This window comes from Nocardia sp. Tas62D01 (genome assembly GCF_055232035.1).
Genome location: NZ_JBUYUZ010000001.1, coordinates 8,065,259 through 8,086,869, shown reverse-complemented (window position 1 = coordinate 8,086,869; position 21,611 = coordinate 8,065,259). Strand labels below are relative to the sequence as shown.

The following is a 21,611-nucleotide window of genomic DNA, read 5'->3' as shown; positions in this document are numbered from 1 at the left end:
TGGCTTACCGTGGAACCGCCGAGGGGAACCGTGGGAAACACGAGCAAGATTGGCAGCCACCAGCGATCCGCATTCACCCTGATCTGCGACGACACGAGGAAGGGGTTCTCCGAGGTCATCGACTTGATACTGATTCACAACGAGAGGCACGTGTCCGGCATACAACCGCGGACAACGTTGAATCCACTCATCGCGATGCTGAGCGTCGCGGCCGGGGAGCGACTCGTATCCGACATCGGCTGCCTGGCTCGCTCACTCGACCCGTCCGACGTCTTTCCGGGCCAATCAGACAGCCGACGTTTCAACCGTCTCGGCGCGGACACCAGTGGCGGACCATCCAAGGCCATCAGCACCCTGACCACGGCATCAGGCCGCCAACTCCCCCATACCTGGCGGATCCGTATCACAAGCTACAGCCAGGGCAAGCACTTGAAATTCGGCTACACGGCCGATGGTCTCGATCCGCTGATGACGGAACTCGTCGACTGGTGGATCGATATCCGGCACAAAGTCGCCCATCGCGCGCTGCCTCAGCTGCTCAACTGGCTCGAGACAACGGATGCCAAAGACGGCAAGACCATCAATACGACGACAGCGCGCTCCGCGTTCACGCTGTTCTTACAGCTTGGACAGCAGCAGGCCCCAGCCGCCGCCGGTCACGTCGACGTCCTTGCCTCCGATCCGGTACAGGATGGGCGGTTGTGGCTGGCGGATGTCGAATTTCGCGCCGACCTCGTCGAAGGTCTCCTCGGTGATGCCACCTACCTCGATCACGATGCCGCCGTTGTTGACCTTGAAGCCGTCGACTTCATCGGTGGATGCGCGTCCGCCGACCTTGTCCAGGCGTTCGACGACGAGGGTCTTGCAGCCCAGGAGCGAGAGCCGGGCAGCGGCGCACAGGCCGCCCGCGCCCGCGCCGATCATCAGTGCGTCCCAGTTGTTTTCGGTGATGGCAGATTCCTCGATTCAGCCGAGCGGGTTGCTGCCGGGCTCCGCGCCTGACATGTCGGTGATCTGGCTCCACTGCGCCGCGACCTCGTCGATGCTCGGTGGAGTGGCGAAGACGGCGCCCTTGTTCTGGAACTGCTGGACGCGGTACACCCGGCCGCCGCCGGCGACAACAACCGTTGCGGTGTCAGTGCATTCGTCGCTCATGAGGTAGCCGACGACACCGGCGACGTGCACGGGCGGCAGCTTGTCGAGCATCTCCTTGGGCGCGATGTCCTCGGTCATGCGGGTCGCGGCCAGCGGCGCGATGGCATTGGCGAGGATGTTGTTCCTGCCGCCCTCGATGGCAAGAGTGTTGATCAGACCCACCAGGCCAAGCTTCGCGGCGCCATAGTTGGCCTGGCCGAAGTTCCCGAACAGGCCGCTCGTGGAGGCGGCCATGACGATGCGACCGTGGCTCTGCTCGCGGAAGTATGGCCAGGCGGCGCGGGTGACGAAGTAGCCGCCCCACAAGTGGACCTTCTGCACCGACTCCCAGTTGTCGGCGGTCATCTTCGGGAATGATCCGTCGCGCAGGATGCCCGCGTTGTTGACCACGCCGTGCACGGTGCCGAAGGCGTCGACGGCGGTCTTGATGAGGTTGGCCGCGCCCTCCTCGGTGGCGACGCTGTCGTAGTTGGCCACGGCGGTGCCGCCCGCGTCCCGGATCTCCTGGACCACGGCGTCGGCCATGGACTCACCGGAGCCGGAGCCGTCGCGGGCGCCGCCGAGGTCGTTCACCACAACCTGGGCTCCCTCTTGGGCCAACAGCAGCGCGTATTCGCGACCGAGGCCGCCACCGGCTCCGGTGACGACGATGACACGATCGGTTACTCCGGGCATTGCGTTGTCTCCCTCGACTTTACAGAGCTCGTATTTCAGTAGGACGCGGGCAGCTTCAGGCTGGTCTGTGCGATGAAGTTGAGGACCATCTCCCGGCTCACCGGCGCGGTCTTGAGCAGGCGTGCGGAGAACCAGAGTTCGGCCAGGCCGTATTCGAGCGAGAGGCCGTTGCCGCCGTGGGTCTGGATGGCCTGGTCCAGGGCCTTCAACGAGGCGTCGGCGGCGGCGAATTTGGCGATATTGGCGGCCTCGGCGGCGGGCAGTCCGGCGTCGAACAACTCGGCCGCGCGATAGGCGGCCATGCGGGCGAGTTCGACCGCGATGTGCGCCTCGGCGAGCGGGTGGGAAATCCCCTGGTGCGCACCGATCGGCACCGACCACACCTGGCGGTTCTGGGCATAGGCGACTGCCTTGGCGATGGCGTAGCGGCCGATCCCGGTGCTGATGCCCGAGGCAACAATGCGCTCAGGATTCAGTCCGGCGAACACCTGCTTCAGACCGTTGCCCGCGGTGCCGATCAAAGCCTCCGGTCCGACCCGGACCTCGTCGAGGAACACGGTGAATTGGCGGTCGGGCGACACCACCGCGGTCTGCAGCGACTGCAGCGTCAGCCCCGGAGCATCGGTGGGCACCACGAACATCGACAGCGGCGAGCGTGAGGTGCCCACGAAATCCTGGTCCCGGGTGATGAGCAGGATCGCCTCGCACTCATCGATCGCGGAGATGAAGTACTTCCCGCCGGAGATCACCCAGCCGTCGCCGTCACGGCGCGCGGTGGTGCTCACCTTGTGACTATTGGACCCGGCGTCGGGTTCGGTGAGGCCGAAGGCCATCTTCCGGCTGCCGTCGGCGATGCCGGGCAGCCATTCGGCCTTCATCTCCGCCGAGCCGTGCGCGGCCAGGATCGAACCGCAGATCGCGGGCGAGACCACCGCGAGCAGCAGCGGAAAACCGTTCGCGGCAAGCTCTTCGATGACGATGAGCATCTCCGACAAGCCCGCGCCACCGCCGCCGTACTCCTCGGGCAGGTGCACGCCGAGCAGTCCGGCCTGGCCGAGATCGCGCCACAGCTCATCGACCTTGGCACCCGAACGGGAGCGTTCCAGGAAGTACTCCTGACCGTACTTGGTGGCCAGCTTGGCGACGCTCTCACGCAGCATTGCGCGTTCTTCGGTGTCGATAATGAAGGCGGACAATGGTTTATCTCACTTTCCGGTAAAAGTCGGCTGCTGCTTGGCGAGAAAGCTCTCGATAGCGGCGGGAGCATCGGCCGTGTGGGCGACGCGACGCAGGGCCGCCGTCTCCTCCGACAGCGCGTGATCGAGGGTGGCAGTCCAGGAACTGTGCAGCAGGCGGCGCATTTCACCGTAGCCACGGGTGGCGCCGGCAGCCAGCTTGCGGGCCGTCGCCTCCGCCTCGGCCTGGAGATGGTCGGCCGGGACGACGCGGTTGATCAGCCCCCAGTCGGCGGCGGTGTCGGCATCGATGACCCGATCCTCGAACAGCATTTCGCTCGCCCGCCGGATACCGATAAATTTCGGCAGATACCAGGTGTTTCCGGAATCCGCGGTAATTCCGATGCGCCCGAAGCCGGTCGCGAACTTGGTGCCGGCCGCGGCGATCGTGACGTCGGCCGGGTATAGGAACCCTAGCGCTCCCCCGGCGCACGCCCCGTGCACGGCTGTCACGATCGGAACGGCCGCACGAGCGAGCAGCCGGATCGCCTCATGCATGAGCAGCGCCATTCGGCTGAGCGTGTCCGGCAGATCCGCCACCCCGTCGGCGAACGCATCGATATCACCGCCGACGCTGAACACCGGCCCGTTCCCGGTGATCAACACCGCCCGCAGCTCGTCGTCATTCGCGATCCGCGTCGCCACCTCCAGCAGCGCCTCCCCCATCGCCTTGTTCAGTGCATTGCGCGCCTCGGACCTATCCAGCCGGACAAACGCGATGCTATCGACGACTTGGTACGCGATCAACTTTACCTCCGTTTTGAATTTAATATAAATTCAGAAAAGGCGCAGAGTCAAGTCCGAGGCATGAACAAAGCCACGACACCGACCCTGCCGGACGCCGGTTCAGCCGAGTTCAGGGCCGACGACGGAGACGAAGGAGACGCAGGCGCCCGGACGGCCGCCGAGGTTGTGGGTCAGGGCTTTGCGCGGGCTGGGGAGTTGGCGCTGGCCGGCCTCGCCGCGGAATTGGAGCCAGCATTCGTAAAGCATGCGCAGGCCGCTCGCACCGACCGGGTGACCGAAGGATTTGAGGCCGCCGTCGGGGTTGACCGGGAGGCGACCTTCGAGGTCGAAATCGCCTGTGACGCTGTCCTTCCAGGCTTGGCCGCGATCGGTGAAGCCGAGGTCCTCCATGAGGACCAGTTCGGTCGCGGTGAAGCAGTCGTGGACCTCGGCGAAAGAGATCTCGGCGCGGGGATCGGTGATACCAGCCTGGGCGTAGGCGTCCTTGGCGCTGGCGACCACCTCCGGGAAGGTCGTGAAGTCGTAGTCCGGATCGACGGCCCCTCGCCCCGGACCGGCGGTCAGCGACAGTCCCTTCACGTACAGCGGTGTATCGGTGTAGTTCAGGGCGTCCTCGGCGCGGACGATGACCGCGCAGGCCGCGCCGTCGGAGACGCCGGAGCAGTCGAAGATGCCCAGGCGTCCAGCGACCAGTGGAGCATTGACGATCTTTTCCTTCGGCACCTCGGATCGGAATTGCGCCTTGGAGTTCCGGGCGCCGTTGCGGTGGTTCTTCCAGGCAACGTGGGTCATGGCGTCGCGCATGGCGGCCGGGTCCACGCCATACTTGGCGCAGTAGGCAGGATCCAGGAGGGAGAAGGCGGCGGGGGCACTGAAGGACAGTTCCGAGGCGGTACCGTCGCTGGGCGGGTCGCCGCGCAGGAGGCCGGAGAAGCCGGAGTCCTTGAGCTTCTCCACGCCGATGGCGACGACGATGTCGTAGGCGCCGGAGGCGACGGCGTAGCAGGCGTTGCGGAAGGCTTCTGAGCCGCTGGCGCAATAGTTTTCGACGCGGGTCACCGGTGTGTACTCCAGGCCCAGCGGCTTGCTGACGGTCAGGCCGCTCTGGCCGGTGCCGAGGGTGCCGAGCCAGTAGGCGTCGATATCGGAGCGGTTGAGTTTCGGGTTGCTGTCGAAGCATTCGGCCATGGCCTCGAGCAGCAGGTCGTCGGCCGAGCTTTCCCAGCGTTCGCCGAAGCGGGTGCAGCCCATGCCGACAATGGCCACCTTGTCACGAATTCCGTTGCTGCTCATAGCAGTTGCGCCTTCCAGAAGTAGTTGTGCACGCCCGAAGCGCTGTGCAGGCGGCGGAAGGTGGTACGGACGCGGGAGCCGACGGCCAGGCGGTCGGCCGCGCCGTCGGCGACCTCGAGGGTGTAGCGTCCGCCGTCGTCGAAGTCGACCACCGCCCCCACCACCGGCGGAGCCGGGGAGAAGGACTGCCGATCCACGGTGAAGCTGGTGACCTTGCCTTCGCGGTGGGCCATCGAGACCTCGGTCATGGTGTCGATCGCGCCGCAACGCTTGCAGACGCGGGCTGGGGGCAGATGCACCAGGCCACAGGATGTGCAGCGGCTGCCGGTGAAGGAGAACTTCCAGTGGATCGCCCGGGCCGATGGCGGGGCGGCAACCCGGTCGGGTTCCGGCCGGCGCGGCGGCTCGCGGTCCAGCAGTCCGCGCCAGTTCAGGTAGGTGGCGTACGGGACCGGGGTGCCCTGTGCGAGCTGGGTGGCGACCGGAACCGCCTGCCGGGCTTCGGTTATCCGATCGGTGGCGCGCAGCACTATGGCGTCGCAGCCGTCGGCGGCGGATAGCACCAGCACCGTCTCCCCCGGCTCCGCCTGATCGAGCACGGTGGCCAGAGCGAGCCCGACATCGGCCGTACCGGCGTGGCCGATGGGCGAGTTCCACGTGGACAGCTTGCCGGCCACCGCTGTCGCGGCCCGCTTGGCGAACGTGAGATTCGGTGAGACGAGCACGACGTGGTCGGCCTCGCTCAGCCCCGCCTCGGCCAGCGCTGCTGCCGCGGCACCGTCGAGCAGCGGCTGATACCGGGCGATCCCGAACCGCTCCTCCCACTGCTCCCCCGTCACCGAGTGCGGATCACGCCAGCGATCGACGAATTCGGCGGTGACCGAGGCGCGGGCGACGACTTCGGCAATCGGATCAGGGCCGAACAGGAAGGCGGCGGCCCCATCGCCCCCGCTGCGCTCATCGGCGGACCCGGGCCGACCGATCCGCATATCCGCGAGCACCGCGAGCCCGCCGGTCTCCGCTGCGGTGAGCAGTGCGGCGACGCCGCTACGGGCCGAGCCGCCCAGATCCGCCGCGAACGCCGTTGCCGGAAGACCCAGTGCGGCATGGATGGCCGTCGCATTGGCCTTGTCGGCGTACGCCGGAGTCGTCGTCGCGAAATAGAGCGCCAGCGTCGGGTGATCCTGCGGCGAACGGTGGGCGAGGGCGATGGCGGCGGCCGCGACCCCCATTGTTGTGCTGTCCTCGTCGAAGGCGGCCGAGACGCGAAAGCCTTTGCCCGCATTGGTGTTCAGCGTCGCGCCGATATCAGCCAGAGACACGCGGTGCATCGGAAGGTACGTGCCGTAGGCCGCGATTCCGTAGCGTGCCATCACGGCGCCTCGAAGAGTGCCGCCATGCCCTGCCCGCCGCCGATGCACATCGACTCGAGTGCGTATCGTCCACCGCGCCTGTGTAACTCGTGCAGCATCGTGGTGAGCATCCGGACTCCGGTGGCGCCGATCGGGTGGCCGAGGGAGATGCCTGAGCCGTTGACATTGAGCCGGTCGTGATCGTCGAAGCCCCAGCCCTTCAGCACGGCCAGCACCTGGACGGCGAATGCCTCGTTGAGTTCGACCAGGTCGATGTCGTCGAAGGTGCGTCCGGTGCGCTGGAACAGCCGCGCCACTGCGGGAACTGGGCCTATGCCCATTTCCGCGGGTTCGCACCCGGCGGCGGCCCAGCCGACCAAGAAGCCCAGGGGTTCGAGCCCGAGTTCGTCGAGTTTGTCCTCGGCCACGACCAGGCAGGCCGCGGCGGCGTCGTTCTGCTGGCAGGAATTGCCCGCGGTCACCGTGCCGTCCGGCATGATGGTGCGCAATCGGCCGAGGGTGTCAGCGGTGGAGTCCGCCCGAACGCCTTCGTCCCTGCCGAACTCGATCAGGTCACCCTTTCGCTGCGGCACCTGAATGGGCACCACCTCGTCGGCGAACTTCCCCGATTCCCATGCGGCGGTGGCCTTCTGGTGGCTGCGGGCAGCGAACTCGTCGGCGGCCTCGCGGGTAATCGAATAACTCCGGGCCAGATTCTCAGCGGTTTCGACCATGCCGCTGATCCGACCGAACCGCTCCACCGGCTGGGACAGTTCCCGGCCGCGATCGAGGCGATCGTACAAGGAGACATTGCCGGAGCGCGCTCCCCATCGCATGTCCTGGGTGTAGTACTCGATATTGCTCATGCTCTCGACACCGCCCGCGAGCACCACGTCGGCGGCGCCGGTCTGGACCATCATGGCGGCGGTGACGACGGCTTGCAGGCCGCCGCCGCAGCGGCGGTCGATCTGGAAGCCGGGCACCTCGATGGGCAGGCCCGCCGCGAGCGCGGCCCAGCGGCCGATACACGGCGCTTCGGAGTTGGTGTAGGACTGCGCGAACGAGACATCGTCGATGCGCGCGGGGTCGATGCCCGACCGGTCGACGACGGTCTTGATGATCTGAGCCGCCAGACGCTCGGCGGGGATAGGACGCAGTGTGCCGCCGAAGGTTCCGACGGGGGTGCGCAGCGGGTTGACGATCGCCGCTCTCTTCATGGATTCCACCTCAATGCTGACTTCTCTTGGTCCGCTGTACGTTTCGGGATCATGGGTGCGATGATCGACCGGGTCGACGCCATGTCAAAACCTGGCTCCGGCAGCTTGCAGGGCGGCTCGATGATCCGGGTGCGCGATAGCCAGCATCCGCTCACGCCGCTCGCACAATGTCAGACCGCGCAGGTCGGCGATTCCGTATTCGGTGACCACGACGCCCGCATCGCTGCGTGCGATGCTCACTGGCCCGGACAGCCGGTCGACGATGCGGCTGCGCGTACCCGCGGTGGCAGGCAAGGCGATGATCGGCACGCCACCGGCCGATCGCGCCGCGGCGCGCAGGAATTCCCCGCCGCCGCCCACGGCACCGACATAGCGTCCACCCGCCACTTCGGCATTGACCTGGCCGGTCAGGTCGACTTCGATAGCGGAGTTGATGGCGACGAATCGATATTGGGCGGCCAGACGTTCCGGATCGTGGGTGTAGCCGATCGGCCGCAGAGACACTGCCGGGTTGTGGTGCACGTGCTCGAACAGCCTGCGGGTGCCGATGAGAACCGCCGCCACCGAGACGCCGAGGTCAGTGGTCTTGCAGGCGTTGGTCACCACACCTTTCTCGATGAGTTCGACCGCGGCGTCGGTGAGGATGCCGGAGTGGATGCCGAGGTCGTTGTGTTCGCCGAGCGCGCCGAGCACCACCTCCGGCACCGAGCCGATCCCGAATTGCAGTGTGGCACCGTCGGGTACGAGGCTCGCGATATGAGCGCCGATGGTCGTCATCTCCGGTGTCGGCGCGGCTGCGGGACTCGCCGCCACCGGACGTGAGGTGTGCACCACGACAGTGATGTCGCGGTCGGTCAGATAGCGCGCCCCGGGTGTGGCCGGCGTCCGGTCGTTCACCTCCGCGACCACCGTACGGGCGGCGTCGATGGCGGCGGTGAGGTAGTCATCGGCCAGGCCGAGGCTGTAGCGGCCGTGTGCATCGGGCGGGGCAACCTGCACCAGCACTACGTCGGCGCGGGCGACGAAGTTCGGCAGCGTCGAGTAGTGGCCCGGGTACACCTCGAGTGCCCCGGCCACAGCCAGCGCGCGATTACTGCCGGATCCGCAGTAGCTGACGAACCGGATGTGATCGGCGTGTTCCGGTTTGACCGTGTCGGCTGCGGGGATGCCGAGGAAGCAGGTGATGCCGCCGAGATCCGCCCGCTGTTCGAGCAGCCGCTCGGTCAGGGTCACCGGTTCCGCGCAGGATTGCCCCCAGACCACGAAGTCGCCGGGGTTGATGAATGCGCGGAAGTCGAGATCTACTGCGGCCACGGCAGCGGGCGGCATCGCATTCGGCATGTCAGTCCTCGCGCCAGCGATCGGCGGACGGGTCGAGCAGCCGTTGCAGATGCCCTTCCGGCAGCCACACGATGGCCTCTAGTTCCAGCGCGTCCAGGAACCGCACTTTTCCTGACTTCAGATCTTCCAACCGCAGCCGCGGCCCGTTGCCGTCGTGATCGATTCCGACTGCCACATGGGCGAATTCGCTGCCGACTACCTCACGCATGGTCGCTCCTCAGATCAGGAAGCCGAGCGTCGGGATGGCCTCGGCATTGTTGACGAGCAGCACTGTCTTGGTGGCCAGCTTGACTTCGCCGTCCACCCGGCGCAGCCGATAGGTGTAGCGGCCTGCCCAGGTGACGAGGCCACGCGGCTTCGATTCCAGCAGTACGAAATTCGCGCCAACCAAGGCGTCGCCGCTCTCGTCGCCGAGGAGTTCGACGTTCGATATGGTGCGGCGAAGGTTCGACGGTGGCGACTGCGCGTACCGCTTGCCGGTGCGCAGCTGGGCGAGCCGGGTGGAGATGCGGCGGCGGTTGTCGTAGATTACCGACACCCTCCGCTCCGGGTCGTCCACGGAGTCGCCGACGGGCACCCAGTACAGCGCGTCGTCGGTCCACAGCGCTTCCCACGAGTCGTAGTCGTGTTCGTCGGCAAAGCGGGCCTCGCGGTAGAGGAACTGTTCGATCTCGCGCAAATCGGTCACCGGCGAGTCGACGACAGTGTGTGATCCCGTGGTGGTCATCATTTCTCCATCAGGCTCTTGTAGTGCTGCCAGAATGCGCGCATCGCCGTCTCGTCGGTGGCGCCGCCGATCTGGAATCCGTCGGCGTCGATGGATTCCCGGCTGACACCGCGCCGGATGTCCAGCCATTCAGGCAGCAGCTGTGCGACGCCGCGCTGGTTTCGTTCGTACATCTCCGTGTCGTCGGCCAGCAGCATGCCCGCCGGACCGACCGATCCAATGGACTGCGAGAGCATCCGCTTGTTTAGTTCGGGCGCGCCGTCGAGCTGGACGGCGGTGGAGAACTGGATGCACTCGGATTCCGATATCGGCTGGATATTGAACACCTGGATCTCGGCCACAAAGAGGTTCGGGAAGATCATCACGTGCGGCGCGCCCTCGATGAGGATCTCCTCCGCCGCCTCGCCGTGCTTGGCGCGCATGGCCGCCACGTATTCCGGCACCCGGTCGGCAGTGGTGCCGAACCAGCGCATCGGCTCGGCGAACTTGCGGAACTCCGGGCGCAGATCGTTCTCGCTGTGACCGTTGCCGAGCGCACGGGTCACGGCCGTGGAGCCGTCGCTGTACAGCGGGCCGATGGTGGACCCGGTGACGGAGAAGATCGACCCGTGCACGAACTGCGGGTGGTAGCCGTCGGTTTCGTTCTCCGCCAAGAGTTTCCAGTTGGCGTGCGTGCGGTGCCTGAGCCAGCCCGCATCCAGTGCCACGGTCCCCTTCGGGGACAGCCGGGCCAGCCGGTCGAGTTCGCCGGCCGCCGCGCCCAGATGTTCTTTCAGCGACGGCACGTCGGGGTTGAAGCTGCCGAACACGAACCCGTGGTAGGACTCGACGCGCGGCACCACACCGAGTTTCAGGTCCAGTTTGCCCTTGCCGCCGTAGCCCTTGTTGTAGGGGTAGCCGAGCAGTTCGCCGGTATTGCGGTAGGTCCAGCCGTGGTAGGGGCAGCGGAACGAACTCGAATTCCCGCTCGGCGCATCACACACCAGGTTGCCGCGGTGTGCGCAGCGGTTCACCAGCAGGTGCACTTCGCCGGCGCTGTCGCGGGTCATGATGATGTCCTGCGGACCGATGTTCTTGCGCACGTAGTCGTTCGGCTGTGGCACCTCCGTAGCGTGGCCGACAAAGACCCAGCCGCCGTACCAGATGCGTTCCAGCTCGTCGGCGAAGACCGCCTGGTCGGTGTACAGCGAGCCGTGCACTCGCTCTGGTTGGATGAGTGCCGAATAGTCGACCCGCGGGGCCGTAGTCGCGGCCGTCATGCCTGCTCCAATCTCTGCTTCAGTTGCGCCATGAGCTTGAACTTCTGGACCTTGCCGGTCGGTGTGGTCGGAAGTTCGGAAGCATCCAGGAACACAACGTGTTTGGGAACCTTGAATCGGGCGAGGTGCTGTTTGCACAGCGCGATCACCCCAACGGCGTCGATCGTGCTGCCCGGTGCCGGCACGACACACGCGCACCCGGCCTCGCCCCAGCGTTCGTCGGGGATGGCGACCGCGTATGCCTGGCTGATGTCCGGGTGGGCGGTGAGCAGTTCCTCGATCTCCTTGGGCATCACCAGTTCTCCGCCGCTCTTGTAGAGCTCCTTGCTGCGGCCGGTGATCTCCAGGTAGCCGTCGGGGCGGACGCGACCGAGGTCGCCGGAGTACACCCACCCGTCACGCAGTCCTTTGGCGGTCTCTTCCGGTTTGTCCCAGAACCCGAGCATGCTCGTCGGGCCGCGCGACACCAGTTCACCCTCTTCACCTTCGGGCAAAGGCTCCCCGGTGAGTGGGTCGACAGTGCGGTAGGCCACCAACGCCCCGTCGTCGAGTCCGCCCACCCCGGCCGTTTTCGGTCGGCCGACGGTGGTGGCGGTGAGTTCGAAGGAATCGCCGGGCCGGGTAAGGGTCATCGCGCCACCACATTCGGTCATGCCGTATCCGGTGACGATTTCGGCCGCGCCCAGTTCCTCGCGGACCCGCTCCCACAGCCAGACCGGTGCGGGGGCGGCCCCTGACAGCACCGCCGACAGCGATGACAGGTCGTAGCGGTGCCGATCCGGATGCTCCAGCAGCGCCACCGTCATGGTGGGAACGCACAGGATGTCGTTGGCCCGGTGTCGTTCGATCCCGGCGAGGTACTTCGTGGGATCGAACGCGGGAAGCATGATCACTGCGCCGCCCACCATCATCGCCGCGATCAAGCCCTCGACATAGCCGAACATGTGATAACAGGGCAGCGAGAACAGGATTCGGCGGCCGTCGCCGAAGGCGCGGGTCAGCGCGGAGGCGTATCCGGTGCGCAGGACCGCGTCGTGGGTGAGGAGCACGCCCTTTGGCGAACCGGTGGTGCCGGAGGTGTAGAGAATATCGCCGACGGACGATGGATCGACCCGAATAACCCCGGCTGCACCGGCTTTCGCGGTGTCGAGCGCATCCAGGTCGTCCAGCGTGCGCACGCCCGGCCGCGCCGGATTGTCGGTGGGTAGCTGGATCACCTCCCGCAGCAGCGGCAACTGCTCGGCGGGACCGGATTCCCAACCGGGCGCGATGGCGTCCAGCATTCCGAGGTAGTCGAGTCCGGCGAACCCGGTCATGGTGATCAGCGTCCGAACCTGCGACTGCGCCAGCACATACGCCAGTTCCTCGGTGCGGTACAGGTAATTCAGCGGCACCGCGACCGCGCCCGCCAAAGCGATGGCGAACTTCACCGGCACGAATTCCGGATAGTTCGCCATCAACACCCCCACATGCTCGCCCGGCTGCACGCCCTGGGCGACGAGTCCGTCCGCGAGGCGGATCGCCCAGTCCGCCGCCTCCCGGTAGGTGAGCGTGCGCTCATCGGTGATGACCAGCGGGCGCTCGCCGAACTCGTCGGCGCACCGGATCAGCCAGTCCCCCAGCGACCGCGGTTGCCAGCTCGGGAACCGCTCGGCCAGCAACTGTCGTCGGGTGTCGAAATCACTGTCACTCATGGCTATTCACTCGATCTCGTCGACAGCGCCGTCGAGGATGGCCTCGCGCAGCTTGAATTTCTGGATCTTTCCCGACGCCGTGGCCGGGAGCGCTTCGGCGACGAACCAGCGCCGGGGCGTCTTGAACGGCGCGAGCGTCGCGCTCAGCTGCTTTTTCACCGAGGCCAGCAGATCGTCCGGCCGCGGGTCCCGCAGCACGAGCACGGCAGCGACGGTCTCGCCCCACTTCTCGTGCGGCACGCCGACGACGGCGGCCTGCGCGATCGCGTCGTGTTCGACCAGACGCGATTCCACCTCGGCGGGCGCGATGTTCTCGCCACCGCTGATGATCAGATCCTTCAGCCGCCCGGTCACGGTGATGAAACCGCGCGCGTCCATCGCGCCGAGATCGCCGGTATGCAACCAGCCTTCGGAGTCTGTGGTGGCCGCGGTAGCGGCCGGGTCGCGGTAATACTCGATCATCTGCTGGTAGCCGCGCGCGCAGACCTCACCGATGACGCCCAGCGGCGCCACCCCGGTGCCGTCCGCTTCGGCGATCTTCACCTCGACCTGCGGGACCGGGAGGCCGACGGTGGTGAGCTGGTCTTCGATCGAGTCGGTTTTACGGGTCAGGGTCAGCACCGGCGCGAGTTCGGTCTGGCCGAACAGGTTGTGCACCGCGGCTCCGAACACCCGGGCCGCACCCTCGATCATCACTCGCGGCACATTGGCCGCGCCGCCGACGATGCTGGTGAATTGTGGTGCGGCGGACTGGTTTCCGCGGGTTGTCTCGAGCAGAGCGCCGAGGATGGTGGGCACGAAGAACAGCACATCGGCGTGCTCGGCGGCGGCCCATTCGAGGACATCGGCGGGGACGAACGGCTCCACCAGCAGCACTGTGCCCGCCTTCCAAACCGGCCCGAGCGTGCCGATCACACAGGCGGCGGTGTGGAACATGGGCAGCGGGTTGACGAACACCGACCCGTCGGCGATCTCAGCGGCCGCCATCGTCATCCTCGCGACGTTGACCAGCGAGCGATGTCGCAGCAGTACGCCTTTGGGGTTGCCGGTGGTACCCGAGGTGTACTGCAGCATGGCCGGATCGTCAGGATCGATTGCCCGCGTACCGAATTCCGGTGTGCGCCCCTGCCAACGGGTGGTCTCGGTCAGGCTGATCCGCCGCACGCCGGCAACCCGCTCGACCGCCGCAGCGGCGACGCCAGCCATGTCGTAACCCCGGTGCTCGTCAGCGTGAATGAGCACCGTCGCGCCGGAATGCTCCAGCGTGTAGACCAGTTCACCTTCCCGGAAGGACGGATTGACCGCGACGAGCACTCGACCCGCGAGCGCGGCACCGAACTCGATGATCGGCCACTCCACCACATTGGGCGCCCACAGCGCCACGAACTCGCCCGGTTCGGTGAGCTCGGTCAGCGCCGCCGCCACCCGCAGCGCCGCATCGTAGAGTTCACCGTAGGTGAACCGGCGCAGCTCGGAGGCGCCGTGCGGAGTGCCGACCAGAGCCACCATGCCGGGGTGATTCCGAGCTCGGTCGGCCAGCAGCGAGCCAACGGTGTGATCCGAGAGCGGCACGCTGTCATCAGCCGCCCAGTAGGACTCGCTGAGGTTGCGTTCTGCCACGACTGTCATAAGCATGTGCTTCCGTTATTTCCCGCGAAACGCGGGAGTTCTCTTTGCGTGGAACGCCGAGACACCCTCGGCGAAATCTTCGCTGTCGAACAGCCGCACCTGGGCGTCGACTTCGTTGTCCAGCACCGCCATCGGGTCACGAGGCCACTGCGCGAGCATCGATTTCAGGGCGGCGACCGCCAGCGGCGGGGCGGTAGCGATGCGTTCGGCATCGGCGAGCGCCGACGCCAGGGCGGCGCCCGGAGCCACGACCGCGTCGGCGAGACCGAGTCCGGCGGCCTCCGTGCCCGTGAGCCGGGTGGGAAGGAGCATGAGCTGGCGGGCTTTGGCCGGACCTACGCGAGCCGGCAGTGAGGCGAAAATGCCCATGTCCCCAGCCAGACCGACGCCGGTGAACGCGGTGCTGAACACGGCATCCGCCGCGGCGACGACCCGATCGCACGCCAGTGCAAGGGATACGCCCGCCCCGAACGCCGCGCCTTCCACCGCTGCGATGACCGCCTTGTCGCCCTGCCAGATGGCTCGCACCACCCGCTGCGCGGCCTCGGCGCGCGGCCGGGCCTCCACCTCATCCATGCGCCGCATAGTCGAAATATCGCCGCCGGCGCAGAATCCCGCGCCCGCACCGGTCAGCACGATCACCCGCACGCCCGGATCGGCCATGGCTTCCTCGAGCCGCTCGGCCAGTGCGTATCGCAGCGGCAGGTCAATCGCATTGCGCCGCTGCGGCCGGTTCAGCGTGATGATCCGGATCGGTCCTCGGTCCTCGGTCAGGACGGGGACTTCATTGCCGGACACTGTCATTCACCCCGGAACATCGGTTCGCGGCGTTCGATGACAGCGGCCAGGCCCTCGCGGGAGTCCGCGGTGCCCGACAGTTCGGACACGGTGCGGGCCTCCTCGGGCAGCCGGTCGGCCAGGGTCGCACCCAGTCCACCCCACAGCAGCCGCTTCGTGGCGCCGATCGCCTTCGGGGCGGTGGTAGTGAACTGGCGCGCGTACGCCAACGATTCGGCTTCCAGATCGGCGGCGGGCACGACCTTGGTCAGCAATCCGATGTCGAGGGCCTCTGCGGCGTCGAGCACCGCGTTGGTGAGCAGGATGTGCATGGCCTTGCGCAGACCTACCAGCTGGGTCAGAGTCACCGAAACGCCCGCGTCGGGCGCCATGCCCACCCGTACCGCGCCGGACATGAACTTCGCGGTGTCGGCGGCGATCACGAAGTCGGCGGCGCAGACCAGGCCGAAACCACCACCGCCGGCGGCGAATCCGTGAACGGATGCGATGACCGGGACGTTCAGCTGGGTAAGGGCGGCCACGGCTATCTGCAACCAGGCGGTGGCCTCGCGCAGATAGTCGGGCAGCTGTTCGCCCTTAGATGCGAACACCTTCACATTGCCGCCGGCGCAAAAGTTTTTACCCGCGCCGGACAGCAGCACCGACCGCACTCGCGGGTCGCCATGGATACGCAGGATCGCGGCGTGCAGCGCCTGGAGGAACGGCACGTCCATGCCGTTCGAGGTGTCGGGGCTGTTCAGCAGCAGCCGGGCGATACCGTCGGCGTCGACGTCGAGGCGAACCAGGTCGGTCATCGGTTGCTCCCTGTGGTGAACGAGGCGATTCCATCCCCCGCCGACGGACCGCTCAGATGGTCGAGGACGGAGTCGAACTCGAGGTTCAGTCCCTCGGCGAGCGACAGCCCAAGACCCACGTTGACGAGTCGTTTGCTGGTTGCCAGTGCAGCGGGGTTCTTGGCGGCCAGCTTCTGCGCGAAAGTACGCACACCGGAGTCGAATTCGGCGGCCGGGAACTTCCGGTAGGCCAGTCCCCACGCCACCGCTTCGTCGGCGGTGAGCCGGTCGCCGGTCAGGATGTGCGCTAGCGCGCGCTGTCGTCCGACCAGGCGCGGAAGCCGCTGGGTGCTGCCGCCGCCGGGGACCTGCCCGTACCGCGAGTGGGTGTCGGCAAGCACCGCGTTCTCGTGCACGAGCACGATATCGGCGGCCTGGGTGAGTTCGAATCCGCCGGCCATGGCGTAGCCCTCGACCGCGCAGACCACCGGCACGGGCAGCGCGGCGATCGCATCGCAGGCGGCCCGGAAGTTTGCGAACAGCGGCGCCATGGCGTCGCCGCCCTGTTCCCGCAGCCCCTCCAGTTCGCGGAAATCGCCACCGGCGCAGAAGTTTCCACCGCTTCCCCGGATGACGATCACCTGTGCCTGCGCGGACAGCGTGGTAAGTGCCGCATGCAGCCGCGCGCCCAGCTCCACCGTGATGGCGTTCATCCGCTCGGGCCGATTCAGCGTAATGGTGCCGACGCCGCCTGCGACCTCGGCCAGCACCACCTCGGATGCGTTCGCATCACTCGTGGGCTGCACGCCCGAGGGCGCATCCGATCCACTCACATCAACCGTCCTCCGCCGACCTCGAGCACCGCTCCGGTCATGTAGCTGGACAGGTCGGAGGCGAGAAAGAGTGCAGCGCTGGCTACTTCGCGCGGATCACCGGCCCGCTTCATGGGGATGGCGGCCTCGCGTTCGGCGAACACCTCCGGCGGCATGGCCTCGGTCATGGCCGTGCGGATGAGACCGGGCTGGATGGCGTTGACGCGAACGTTCTTGTGCGCCAGCTCCTTCGCGCTCGCCTTGGTCATGCCGACGATCCCGGCCTTGGCGGCACTGTAGTTGGTCTGCCCCGGGTTCCCCGACTTGCCCGATAACGAGGACATATTGATGATCGACCCGCTGCCCGCGTCGCGCATGATCGCGGACGCGGCCCGCACGCCAAGCCAGGTGCCGCGCAGGTGCACCGCCATCACGGTGTCGAAGTCGGCGACGGTCATCTTGCGCAGCGACGCATCCCGGGTGACCCCGGCATTGTTGACGAACACATCGAGCCCGCCGGCCCAGCGCGCCGTCTCGTCGACCAGCCGCTGCACCGAATCCTCGTCGGTCACGTCGCAGCCCAGGCCGATGGACCGCCCGCCGACCGATTCGGCCGCCGCGCGCGCCCCCTCCTCGTTCACATCCGCCAGCACCACCGCGGCGCCGTGCTCGTGGAACAGCTGGGCGATGGCCAGTCCGATCCCTCCAGCGGCGCCGGTGACGACCGCCGTCTTCCCGTCGAGCAGCCCGGCCATCACGCGACGAACCGTGCGATGGACTCGGCGACACAGGCCGGCTTGGCCAAACCCTCCACCTCGACGGTGGTGATCATTTTCGCCTGGATGCCGCCGGGCACCTCGGTGACGGAATCGATGGTGGTGGTGGCCCGCAGCCGCGAGTCCACTGGCACCGGCGAGATGAACCGCACCTTGTCGAAGCCGTAGTTCACGGCCATGGACAGCTTTTCGATGGTGTAGAGCTGGTGGTTGAGCACCGGCAGCAACGACAGGGTCAACAGGCCGTGCGCGATGGTGCCGCCGAACGGCCCACCGGCCGCCCGTTCGGGATCGACGTGAATCCACTGGTGATCGCCGGTCGCGTCGGCGAAGGTGTCGATCCGCTTCTGATCGACCTCCATCCACTCGGTGGTTCCCAAGGACGTCCCCGCAGCGGCGGCGAACTCCTCGACGGTTGCGAAAACTCGCACGTCAACACTCCTCACTAGACTTTGAATTTAATATAGATTCGAATCGACGATTGGTCAATGCCGGAGTGCCGGGTTCGTTCCCTGGGGCAGGTCACATGGCCCTCGGCCCGGGTCACCGAGCCAGCGCGCAATACCAGCGCTCGGCGGTTTCCTGGGACATCCCTGTTCGGAGCATCGTGCAGGTCGCCGTCACCATCGGCCGATGCTGGTTCGACTGGTGGACGACGGCGTTCAGGACACCCACGCGTTCCACGGTGACGACGGACGAGCTGCGTCCCGACTTCGACCCGGGCACCGCCCGCATGCTGATGCTCGGCGCCTTGAATTGGCCGTCGAGTGGTGAACTCCCGACGCCGGACGACTCGACATCGTGGCGCGGACAGCCCAGTCATCATCCGCAACGGGCCGACCACAGAGAGATCCTGACCAGCCGACCCACCCGAGGAACAGACCGGCTCCACCTCGGCCGTTCGGGTCGAAGCGTCCGCGCATACACCTGCGCGGCCAGGTCCTCCAGCACGACGAACGAACGGAACGATCGTGGCTCGATTGCGCGTAATAGGCACGCGGACTGCGTAATTGGACGCTCGGACGCGCATCGGTATAGAACTGGGACTCGCCCTCCCCGATCTCGGTGAGCCCGAGAAGCAGACGAGACGCGAGGGTCGCAGTCGACTTGGTGAACAGTGATTCGGGAACCCGATTTCATGTCAACCTCTCGAGGGCGGGTTAATCTGAGGGTTCGGCGGCGAGTTCCATAACTGCTTTGCCGACAATTGCTCCCTGTTCGAGAGCGATGAGTGCCGTGGCAGCATCATCCAGTGGATATCGTGCACTGATGTGTGGTCGTAGACCGCGTGTGACCAGTGCGGTCAGATCAGCCATCGATTCTGTGAATGCCGAAGGACGGGAGCGGAGGTACTCGCCCCATGCCACCCCGGTGACCGACGCGTTGCGCAGCAACAGCCGGTTGACCTTGACCGAGGGAATCTCGGGACTGGAGGCGAATCCGACGACAAGAAGTTGCCCCTCGCTCGCGAGAGTCCGGATCGCGTCGTCGAATGCCGTTCCACCGATCGGGTCCAGGACATAGTCCACGCCCCCGCCGCGGGTGATGTCGCGGACCTGTTCTGCCCAACCGGGGGCCAGTCGGACCACATGGTCGGCACCGAGCGCCGCGAGTCGTTGAGTGGCTCCCGAGCGATGAACGACGGCAATCACGTTGGCGCCGAGCGCCTTGGCAATCTGGATCGCGGCGGTCCCGACCCCTCCGGCTGCGCCAAGGACGAGGACGGTCTGCCCGGCACGGACATGGGCTCTCCGGGTCATCGCGAAGTGGACCGTCTGGAAGTTCGCCAGCATCGCGGACGCCTCCCCGAAATCGAGTTCCTCCGGTTTGGGTGCGACCGTCGCCGGATCCACCGAGACGAATTCCGCGTAACCGCCCAGCTGCGGGCAGAACGCCACAACTTCGTCGCCCGCGGATACCGCACTGTCGGCCGGTGCGGCGACGACCACTCCGGACACTTCGACGCCGGGTACGAACGGCGGCGGCGTCCGCGTCTGGTACTTCCCGTATGTCATCAGCAGATCCGGAAAATTGATGCCGACGGCGCGGACCGCTATGAGGACCCGGCTGTCATCGACCGGGACAGGCAGCCGGGTGCTGTGCAGCGCCGAGGGACCCGTTAGCGCCGACACCTGCACGGCTTGCATCAGCCGGGGTTCCACAGTTGATGGCGGTTCTGGGTAGCAGGTTCGACCGTCGGCGCTGTTCAGGGTGTTGCGGTCTGGTGGAAGATCCGAAATCTGCTAGTGACACGAATTAGTGATGAAGTGATCTTTGTCATGCGTATATGACATTCTTCCCTGGTAGGCGCTAGGGTGCGGTCGTGTTCGTGAAGGCCTCGACCCGTAGAAACAAGGACGGCCGGGTGGTCCGGTATCTGCAGCTTGCCCACAACGAGTGGGACTCGGTGGCGGGGACGTCGCGGACGAAGGTGCTGTACTCGTTCGGGCGTGAGGATCAGCTGGATCGGGCCGGGATCGAGCGGCTGATCGGGTCGTTGTCGCGGCTGCTGGACCCGTCGGCGGCCGTGTCGGCCGCCGACCGGGGAGGGCTGGCGTTCACCGAGGCTCGCCCGTTGGGCGGCACGCATGTGCTTGACGGGTTGTGGCGGCAGTTGGGCATCGATGCCGCGATGCGGCAAGCCCTTCAAGGGCGTCGGATCGATCCGCGGGTGGAGCGGGTGCTGTTCGCTCTGACCGCCAACCGCGCCCTGGCCGCCTCCAGCAAGCTCGCCGCGACCGAATGGGTCGCCGCCGACGTGCACATCGACGGGCTCACCGAGGTGATCGACGAGACCTGCTATCGGGCGATGGATTGGCTGCTGGAAATCGAGCCCGTGCTGGCCGAGTCGATCTACTTCCGGGTCGCCGATCTGCTCAACCTTGAAGTGGATTTGCTTTTCTTCGACACCACCTCAACGTATTTCGAGACCGAGGACGCCGACATGCCGGACCCGCGCGACGCGCGCGGCGAGGTCACCGACGAGCAGAACGCGGTGCGTCACAGCGGGTTCCGTGCCTACGGCAAGTCCAAAGACTCCCGCGACGACCTGCCGCAGGTGGTGGTCGGGCTGGCGGTCACCCGCGACGGTATCCCGGTGCGGGTATGGTCGTGGCCGGGCAACACCACCGACACCACCCTGATCACCCAGGTCCGCAACGACATCCGGTCCTGGACGCTGTCGCGGGTGGTGTGGGTGTGCGACCGCGGATTCACCTCGACCGGCAATCGGCGCGAGTTGATGCGCGGCGGCGGGGGCTACATCATCGGTGAGAAGCTGCGCTCGGGCTCGGCCGAGGTGCAAGCCGCCCTGTCGCGGCAGGGACGCTACAAGACGGTGCGAGACAACCTGCAGGTCAAGGAAGTCCGCATCGGCAGCGACGACCGGTTCGTGCTGTGCTACAACCCCGATCAAGCCGACCGTGATGCCGCGATCCGCACCCGCCTGATCACCCAGCTGGAACAGATCATCGCCGACACCGACGAACTCCCGGCCACCGAACGCGCCAAGCTCGAAGGCCAACTGTCGGCCAAGCCCGGTCTCAAACGATTCCTGCGCGTTACCGGCAGCGGGCTGCTGCGCGTGAACAAGACCAAGATCGCCGAGGAGGAAAACCTCGACGGCAAGTACCTGCTGCGCTGCAGCGACCCACACCTGTCGGCCGAGGACATCGCACTGGGCTACAAGCAACTCCTCGAGGTCGAACGCGGCTGGCGAGACATGAAACAGGTCATCGACCTGCGTCCGGTCTACCACCGCCGCGAGGACCGAATCCGCGCACACGTGCTGCTGTGTTGGCTGGCGCTGTTACTCATCCGCGTCGCCGAGAACCGCACCCGACACACCTGGAACCGCATCCGCACCGAACTACAACGCGTCCAAGCCGTCACCTTCACCGGCCCCGCCGGCACCTTCCGGCAGACCACCGAACTGTCCAAGCCCCAACGCGACCTGTTCACCGCCCTCGCCGTCGACCAACCCAAGAAGATCCTCGATCTGACACCACCAGCCTGACCAGCCACGATCCGAGCGCCTAGTGACACACCCGTCACCAGGCCCATCACCATACCCGCAGGTCAAACCACCAAAACACCGACTAGACCATCAACTCAACTGTGGAACCCCGG

The 21,611-nt window shown here is 66.6% G+C and carries 20 protein-coding genes and 1 pseudogene; 1 reads left to right on the top strand and 20 read right to left on the bottom strand.

Annotated features, from left to right (window positions below; translation table 11 throughout):
- Nucleotides 1-366: 366 nt before the first annotated feature.
- From ACV7NQ_RS38930 to ACV7NQ_RS38835, 20 genes and pseudogenes are all read right to left on the bottom strand, one after another.
- Nucleotides 367-519, bottom strand: coding sequence for a hypothetical protein (locus ACV7NQ_RS38930; RefSeq protein ID WP_463364104.1), 153 nt, complete (start codon nucleotides 517-519; stop codon nucleotides 367-369).
- Nucleotides 520-621: 102 nt separating this feature from the next.
- Nucleotides 622-924: pseudogene (locus tag ACV7NQ_RS38925) on the bottom strand (NAD(P)-binding protein); the annotation flags it as partial.
- Between the two features lie 42 nt (nucleotides 925-966).
- On the bottom strand, nucleotides 967-1,830 hold the full coding sequence (locus ACV7NQ_RS38920; protein ID WP_463364103.1) for an SDR family oxidoreductase: 864 nt from the start codon (nucleotides 1,828-1,830) through the stop codon (nucleotides 967-969).
- A gap of 35 nt (nucleotides 1,831-1,865) precedes the next feature.
- A complete protein-coding gene (locus ACV7NQ_RS38915) occupies nucleotides 1,866-3,026 on the bottom strand; it encodes an acyl-CoA dehydrogenase family protein (protein ID WP_463364102.1) in 1,161 nt (386 codons plus the stop codon).
- A gap of 9 nt (nucleotides 3,027-3,035) precedes the next feature.
- Nucleotides 3,036-3,812 carry an enoyl-CoA hydratase/isomerase family protein gene (locus ACV7NQ_RS38910; protein ID WP_463364101.1) on the bottom strand — a complete coding sequence of 259 codons (777 nt, stop codon included), beginning with the start codon at nucleotides 3,810-3,812 and terminating at the stop codon, nucleotides 3,036-3,038.
- A gap of 99 nt (nucleotides 3,813-3,911) precedes the next feature.
- Nucleotides 3,912-5,105, bottom strand: coding sequence for an acetyl-CoA acetyltransferase (locus tag ACV7NQ_RS38905; protein ID WP_463364100.1), 1,194 nt, complete (start codon nucleotides 5,103-5,105; stop codon nucleotides 3,912-3,914).
- The gene (locus ACV7NQ_RS38900) at nucleotides 5,102-6,478 is read right to left on the bottom strand and encodes an OB-fold domain-containing protein (RefSeq protein WP_463364099.1); all 1,377 of its coding nucleotides are present in this window, start codon (nucleotides 6,476-6,478) and stop codon (nucleotides 5,102-5,104) included. The genes ACV7NQ_RS38905 and ACV7NQ_RS38900 overlap by 4 nt, the downstream gene beginning before the upstream one ends.
- Nucleotides 6,478-7,674, bottom strand: a complete 1,197-nt coding sequence (locus ACV7NQ_RS38895; protein ID WP_463364098.1) for an acetyl-CoA C-acetyltransferase — start codon at nucleotides 7,672-7,674, stop codon at nucleotides 6,478-6,480. Before ACV7NQ_RS38895 ends, ACV7NQ_RS38900 begins: the two co-directional genes overlap by 1 nt.
- An 84-nt stretch (nucleotides 7,675-7,758) precedes the next feature.
- Nucleotides 7,759-9,015, bottom strand: coding sequence for an acetyl-CoA hydrolase/transferase family protein (locus ACV7NQ_RS38890; protein WP_463364097.1), 1,257 nt, complete (start codon nucleotides 9,013-9,015; stop codon nucleotides 7,759-7,761).
- Between the two features lies 1 nt (nucleotide 9,016).
- Nucleotides 9,017-9,223 (bottom strand): hypothetical protein, encoded by a 207-nt coding sequence (locus tag ACV7NQ_RS38885; protein WP_463364096.1) that lies wholly within the window; start codon nucleotides 9,221-9,223, stop codon nucleotides 9,017-9,019.
- A gap of 9 nt (nucleotides 9,224-9,232) precedes the next feature.
- A complete protein-coding gene (locus tag ACV7NQ_RS38880) occupies nucleotides 9,233-9,742 on the bottom strand; it encodes an aromatic-ring-hydroxylating dioxygenase subunit beta (RefSeq protein ID WP_463364095.1) in 510 nt (169 codons plus the stop codon).
- The gene (locus ACV7NQ_RS38875) at nucleotides 9,742-11,001 is read right to left on the bottom strand and encodes an aromatic ring-hydroxylating oxygenase subunit alpha (protein WP_463364094.1); all 1,260 of its coding nucleotides are present in this window, start codon (nucleotides 10,999-11,001) and stop codon (nucleotides 9,742-9,744) included. Before ACV7NQ_RS38875 ends, ACV7NQ_RS38880 begins: the two co-directional genes overlap by 1 nt.
- On the bottom strand, nucleotides 10,998-12,695 hold the full coding sequence (locus tag ACV7NQ_RS38870; RefSeq protein ID WP_463364093.1) for a class I adenylate-forming enzyme family protein: 1,698 nt from the start codon (nucleotides 12,693-12,695) through the stop codon (nucleotides 10,998-11,000). The genes ACV7NQ_RS38875 and ACV7NQ_RS38870 overlap by 4 nt, the downstream gene beginning before the upstream one ends.
- 6 nt (nucleotides 12,696-12,701) lie before the next feature.
- Nucleotides 12,702-14,324 carry a class I adenylate-forming enzyme family protein gene (locus ACV7NQ_RS38865; protein ID WP_463364092.1) on the bottom strand — a complete coding sequence of 541 codons (1,623 nt, stop codon included), beginning with the start codon at nucleotides 14,322-14,324 and terminating at the stop codon, nucleotides 12,702-12,704.
- A 15-nt stretch (nucleotides 14,325-14,339) separates the two neighbouring features.
- Nucleotides 14,340-15,122, bottom strand: a complete 783-nt coding sequence (locus tag ACV7NQ_RS38860) for an enoyl-CoA hydratase/isomerase family protein (protein WP_463364091.1) — start codon at nucleotides 15,120-15,122, stop codon at nucleotides 14,340-14,342.
- 2 nt (nucleotides 15,123-15,124) lie between these two features.
- On the bottom strand, nucleotides 15,125-15,916 hold the full coding sequence (locus tag ACV7NQ_RS38855) for an enoyl-CoA hydratase/isomerase family protein (protein WP_463364090.1): 792 nt from the start codon (nucleotides 15,914-15,916) through the stop codon (nucleotides 15,125-15,127).
- A complete protein-coding gene (locus ACV7NQ_RS38850; RefSeq protein WP_463365989.1) occupies nucleotides 15,913-16,668 on the bottom strand; it encodes an enoyl-CoA hydratase/isomerase family protein in 756 nt (251 codons plus the stop codon). Before ACV7NQ_RS38850 ends, ACV7NQ_RS38855 begins: the two co-directional genes overlap by 4 nt.
- 56 nt (nucleotides 16,669-16,724) lie before the next feature.
- Nucleotides 16,725-17,465 carry a 3-oxoacyl-ACP reductase FabG gene (gene fabG / locus ACV7NQ_RS38845; RefSeq protein WP_463364089.1) on the bottom strand — a complete coding sequence of 247 codons (741 nt, stop codon included), beginning with the start codon at nucleotides 17,463-17,465 and terminating at the stop codon, nucleotides 16,725-16,727.
- Complete coding sequence (locus ACV7NQ_RS38840; RefSeq protein WP_463364088.1) at nucleotides 17,462-17,914, bottom strand: MaoC family dehydratase; 453 nt, start codon at nucleotides 17,912-17,914, stop codon at nucleotides 17,462-17,464. The genes fabG and ACV7NQ_RS38840 overlap by 4 nt, the downstream gene beginning before the upstream one ends.
- Nucleotides 17,915-18,643: 729 nt before the next feature.
- Entirely contained in the window at nucleotides 18,644-19,630 is a 987-nt protein-coding gene (locus ACV7NQ_RS38835; RefSeq protein ID WP_463364087.1) for an NADPH:quinone oxidoreductase family protein, read from the bottom strand.
- Nucleotides 19,631-19,806: 176 nt separating this feature from the next.
- On the opposite strand from ACV7NQ_RS38835, the gene ACV7NQ_RS38830 reads away from it, so the two are divergent.
- Nucleotides 19,807-21,498: an IS1634 family transposase gene (locus ACV7NQ_RS38830; protein WP_463357866.1), complete on the top strand. Its 1,692-nt coding sequence runs from the start codon at nucleotides 19,807-19,809 to the stop codon at nucleotides 21,496-21,498.
- The last annotated feature ends 113 nt before the right edge of the window (nucleotides 21,499-21,611 follow it).

Excerpts from the sequence above, each read along its gene's own strand:
- ACV7NQ_RS38930 (WP_463364104.1), bottom strand. The coding sequence starts at position 519 with ATGGGCGACTTTGTGCCGGATATCGATCCACCAGTCGACGAGTTCCGT.
- ACV7NQ_RS38920 (WP_463364103.1), bottom strand. The coding sequence starts at position 1,830 with ATGCCCGGAGTAACCGATCGTGTCATCGTCGTCACCGGAGCCGGTGGC.
- ACV7NQ_RS38905 (WP_463364100.1), bottom strand. The coding sequence starts at position 5,105 with ATGAGCAGCAACGGAATTCGTGACAAGGTGGCCATTGTCGGCATGGGC.
- ACV7NQ_RS38900 (WP_463364099.1), bottom strand. The coding sequence starts at position 6,478 with ATGGCACGCTACGGAATCGCGGCCTACGGCACGTACCTTCCGATGCAC.
- ACV7NQ_RS38895 (WP_463364098.1), bottom strand. The coding sequence starts at position 7,674 with ATGAAGAGAGCGGCGATCGTCAACCCGCTGCGCACCCCCGTCGGAACC.
- ACV7NQ_RS38890 (WP_463364097.1), bottom strand. The coding sequence starts at position 9,015 with ATGCCGAATGCGATGCCGCCCGCTGCCGTGGCCGCAGTAGATCTCGAC.
- ACV7NQ_RS38885 (WP_463364096.1), bottom strand. The coding sequence starts at position 9,223 with ATGCGTGAGGTAGTCGGCAGCGAATTCGCCCATGTGGCAGTCGGAATC.
- ACV7NQ_RS38880 (WP_463364095.1), bottom strand. The coding sequence starts at position 9,742 with ATGACCACCACGGGATCACACACTGTCGTCGACTCGCCGGTGACCGAT.
- ACV7NQ_RS38875 (WP_463364094.1), bottom strand. The coding sequence starts at position 11,001 with ATGACGGCCGCGACTACGGCCCCGCGGGTCGACTATTCGGCACTCATC.
- ACV7NQ_RS38870 (WP_463364093.1), bottom strand. The coding sequence starts at position 12,695 with ATGAGTGACAGTGATTTCGACACCCGACGACAGTTGCTGGCCGAGCGG.
- ACV7NQ_RS38865 (WP_463364092.1), bottom strand. The coding sequence starts at position 14,324 with ATGACAGTCGTGGCAGAACGCAACCTCAGCGAGTCCTACTGGGCGGCT.
- ACV7NQ_RS38855 (WP_463364090.1), bottom strand. The coding sequence starts at position 15,916 with ATGACCGACCTGGTTCGCCTCGACGTCGACGCCGACGGTATCGCCCGG.
- ACV7NQ_RS38835 (WP_463364087.1), bottom strand. The coding sequence starts at position 19,630 with ATGCAAGCCGTGCAGGTGTCGGCGCTAACGGGTCCCTCGGCGCTGCAC.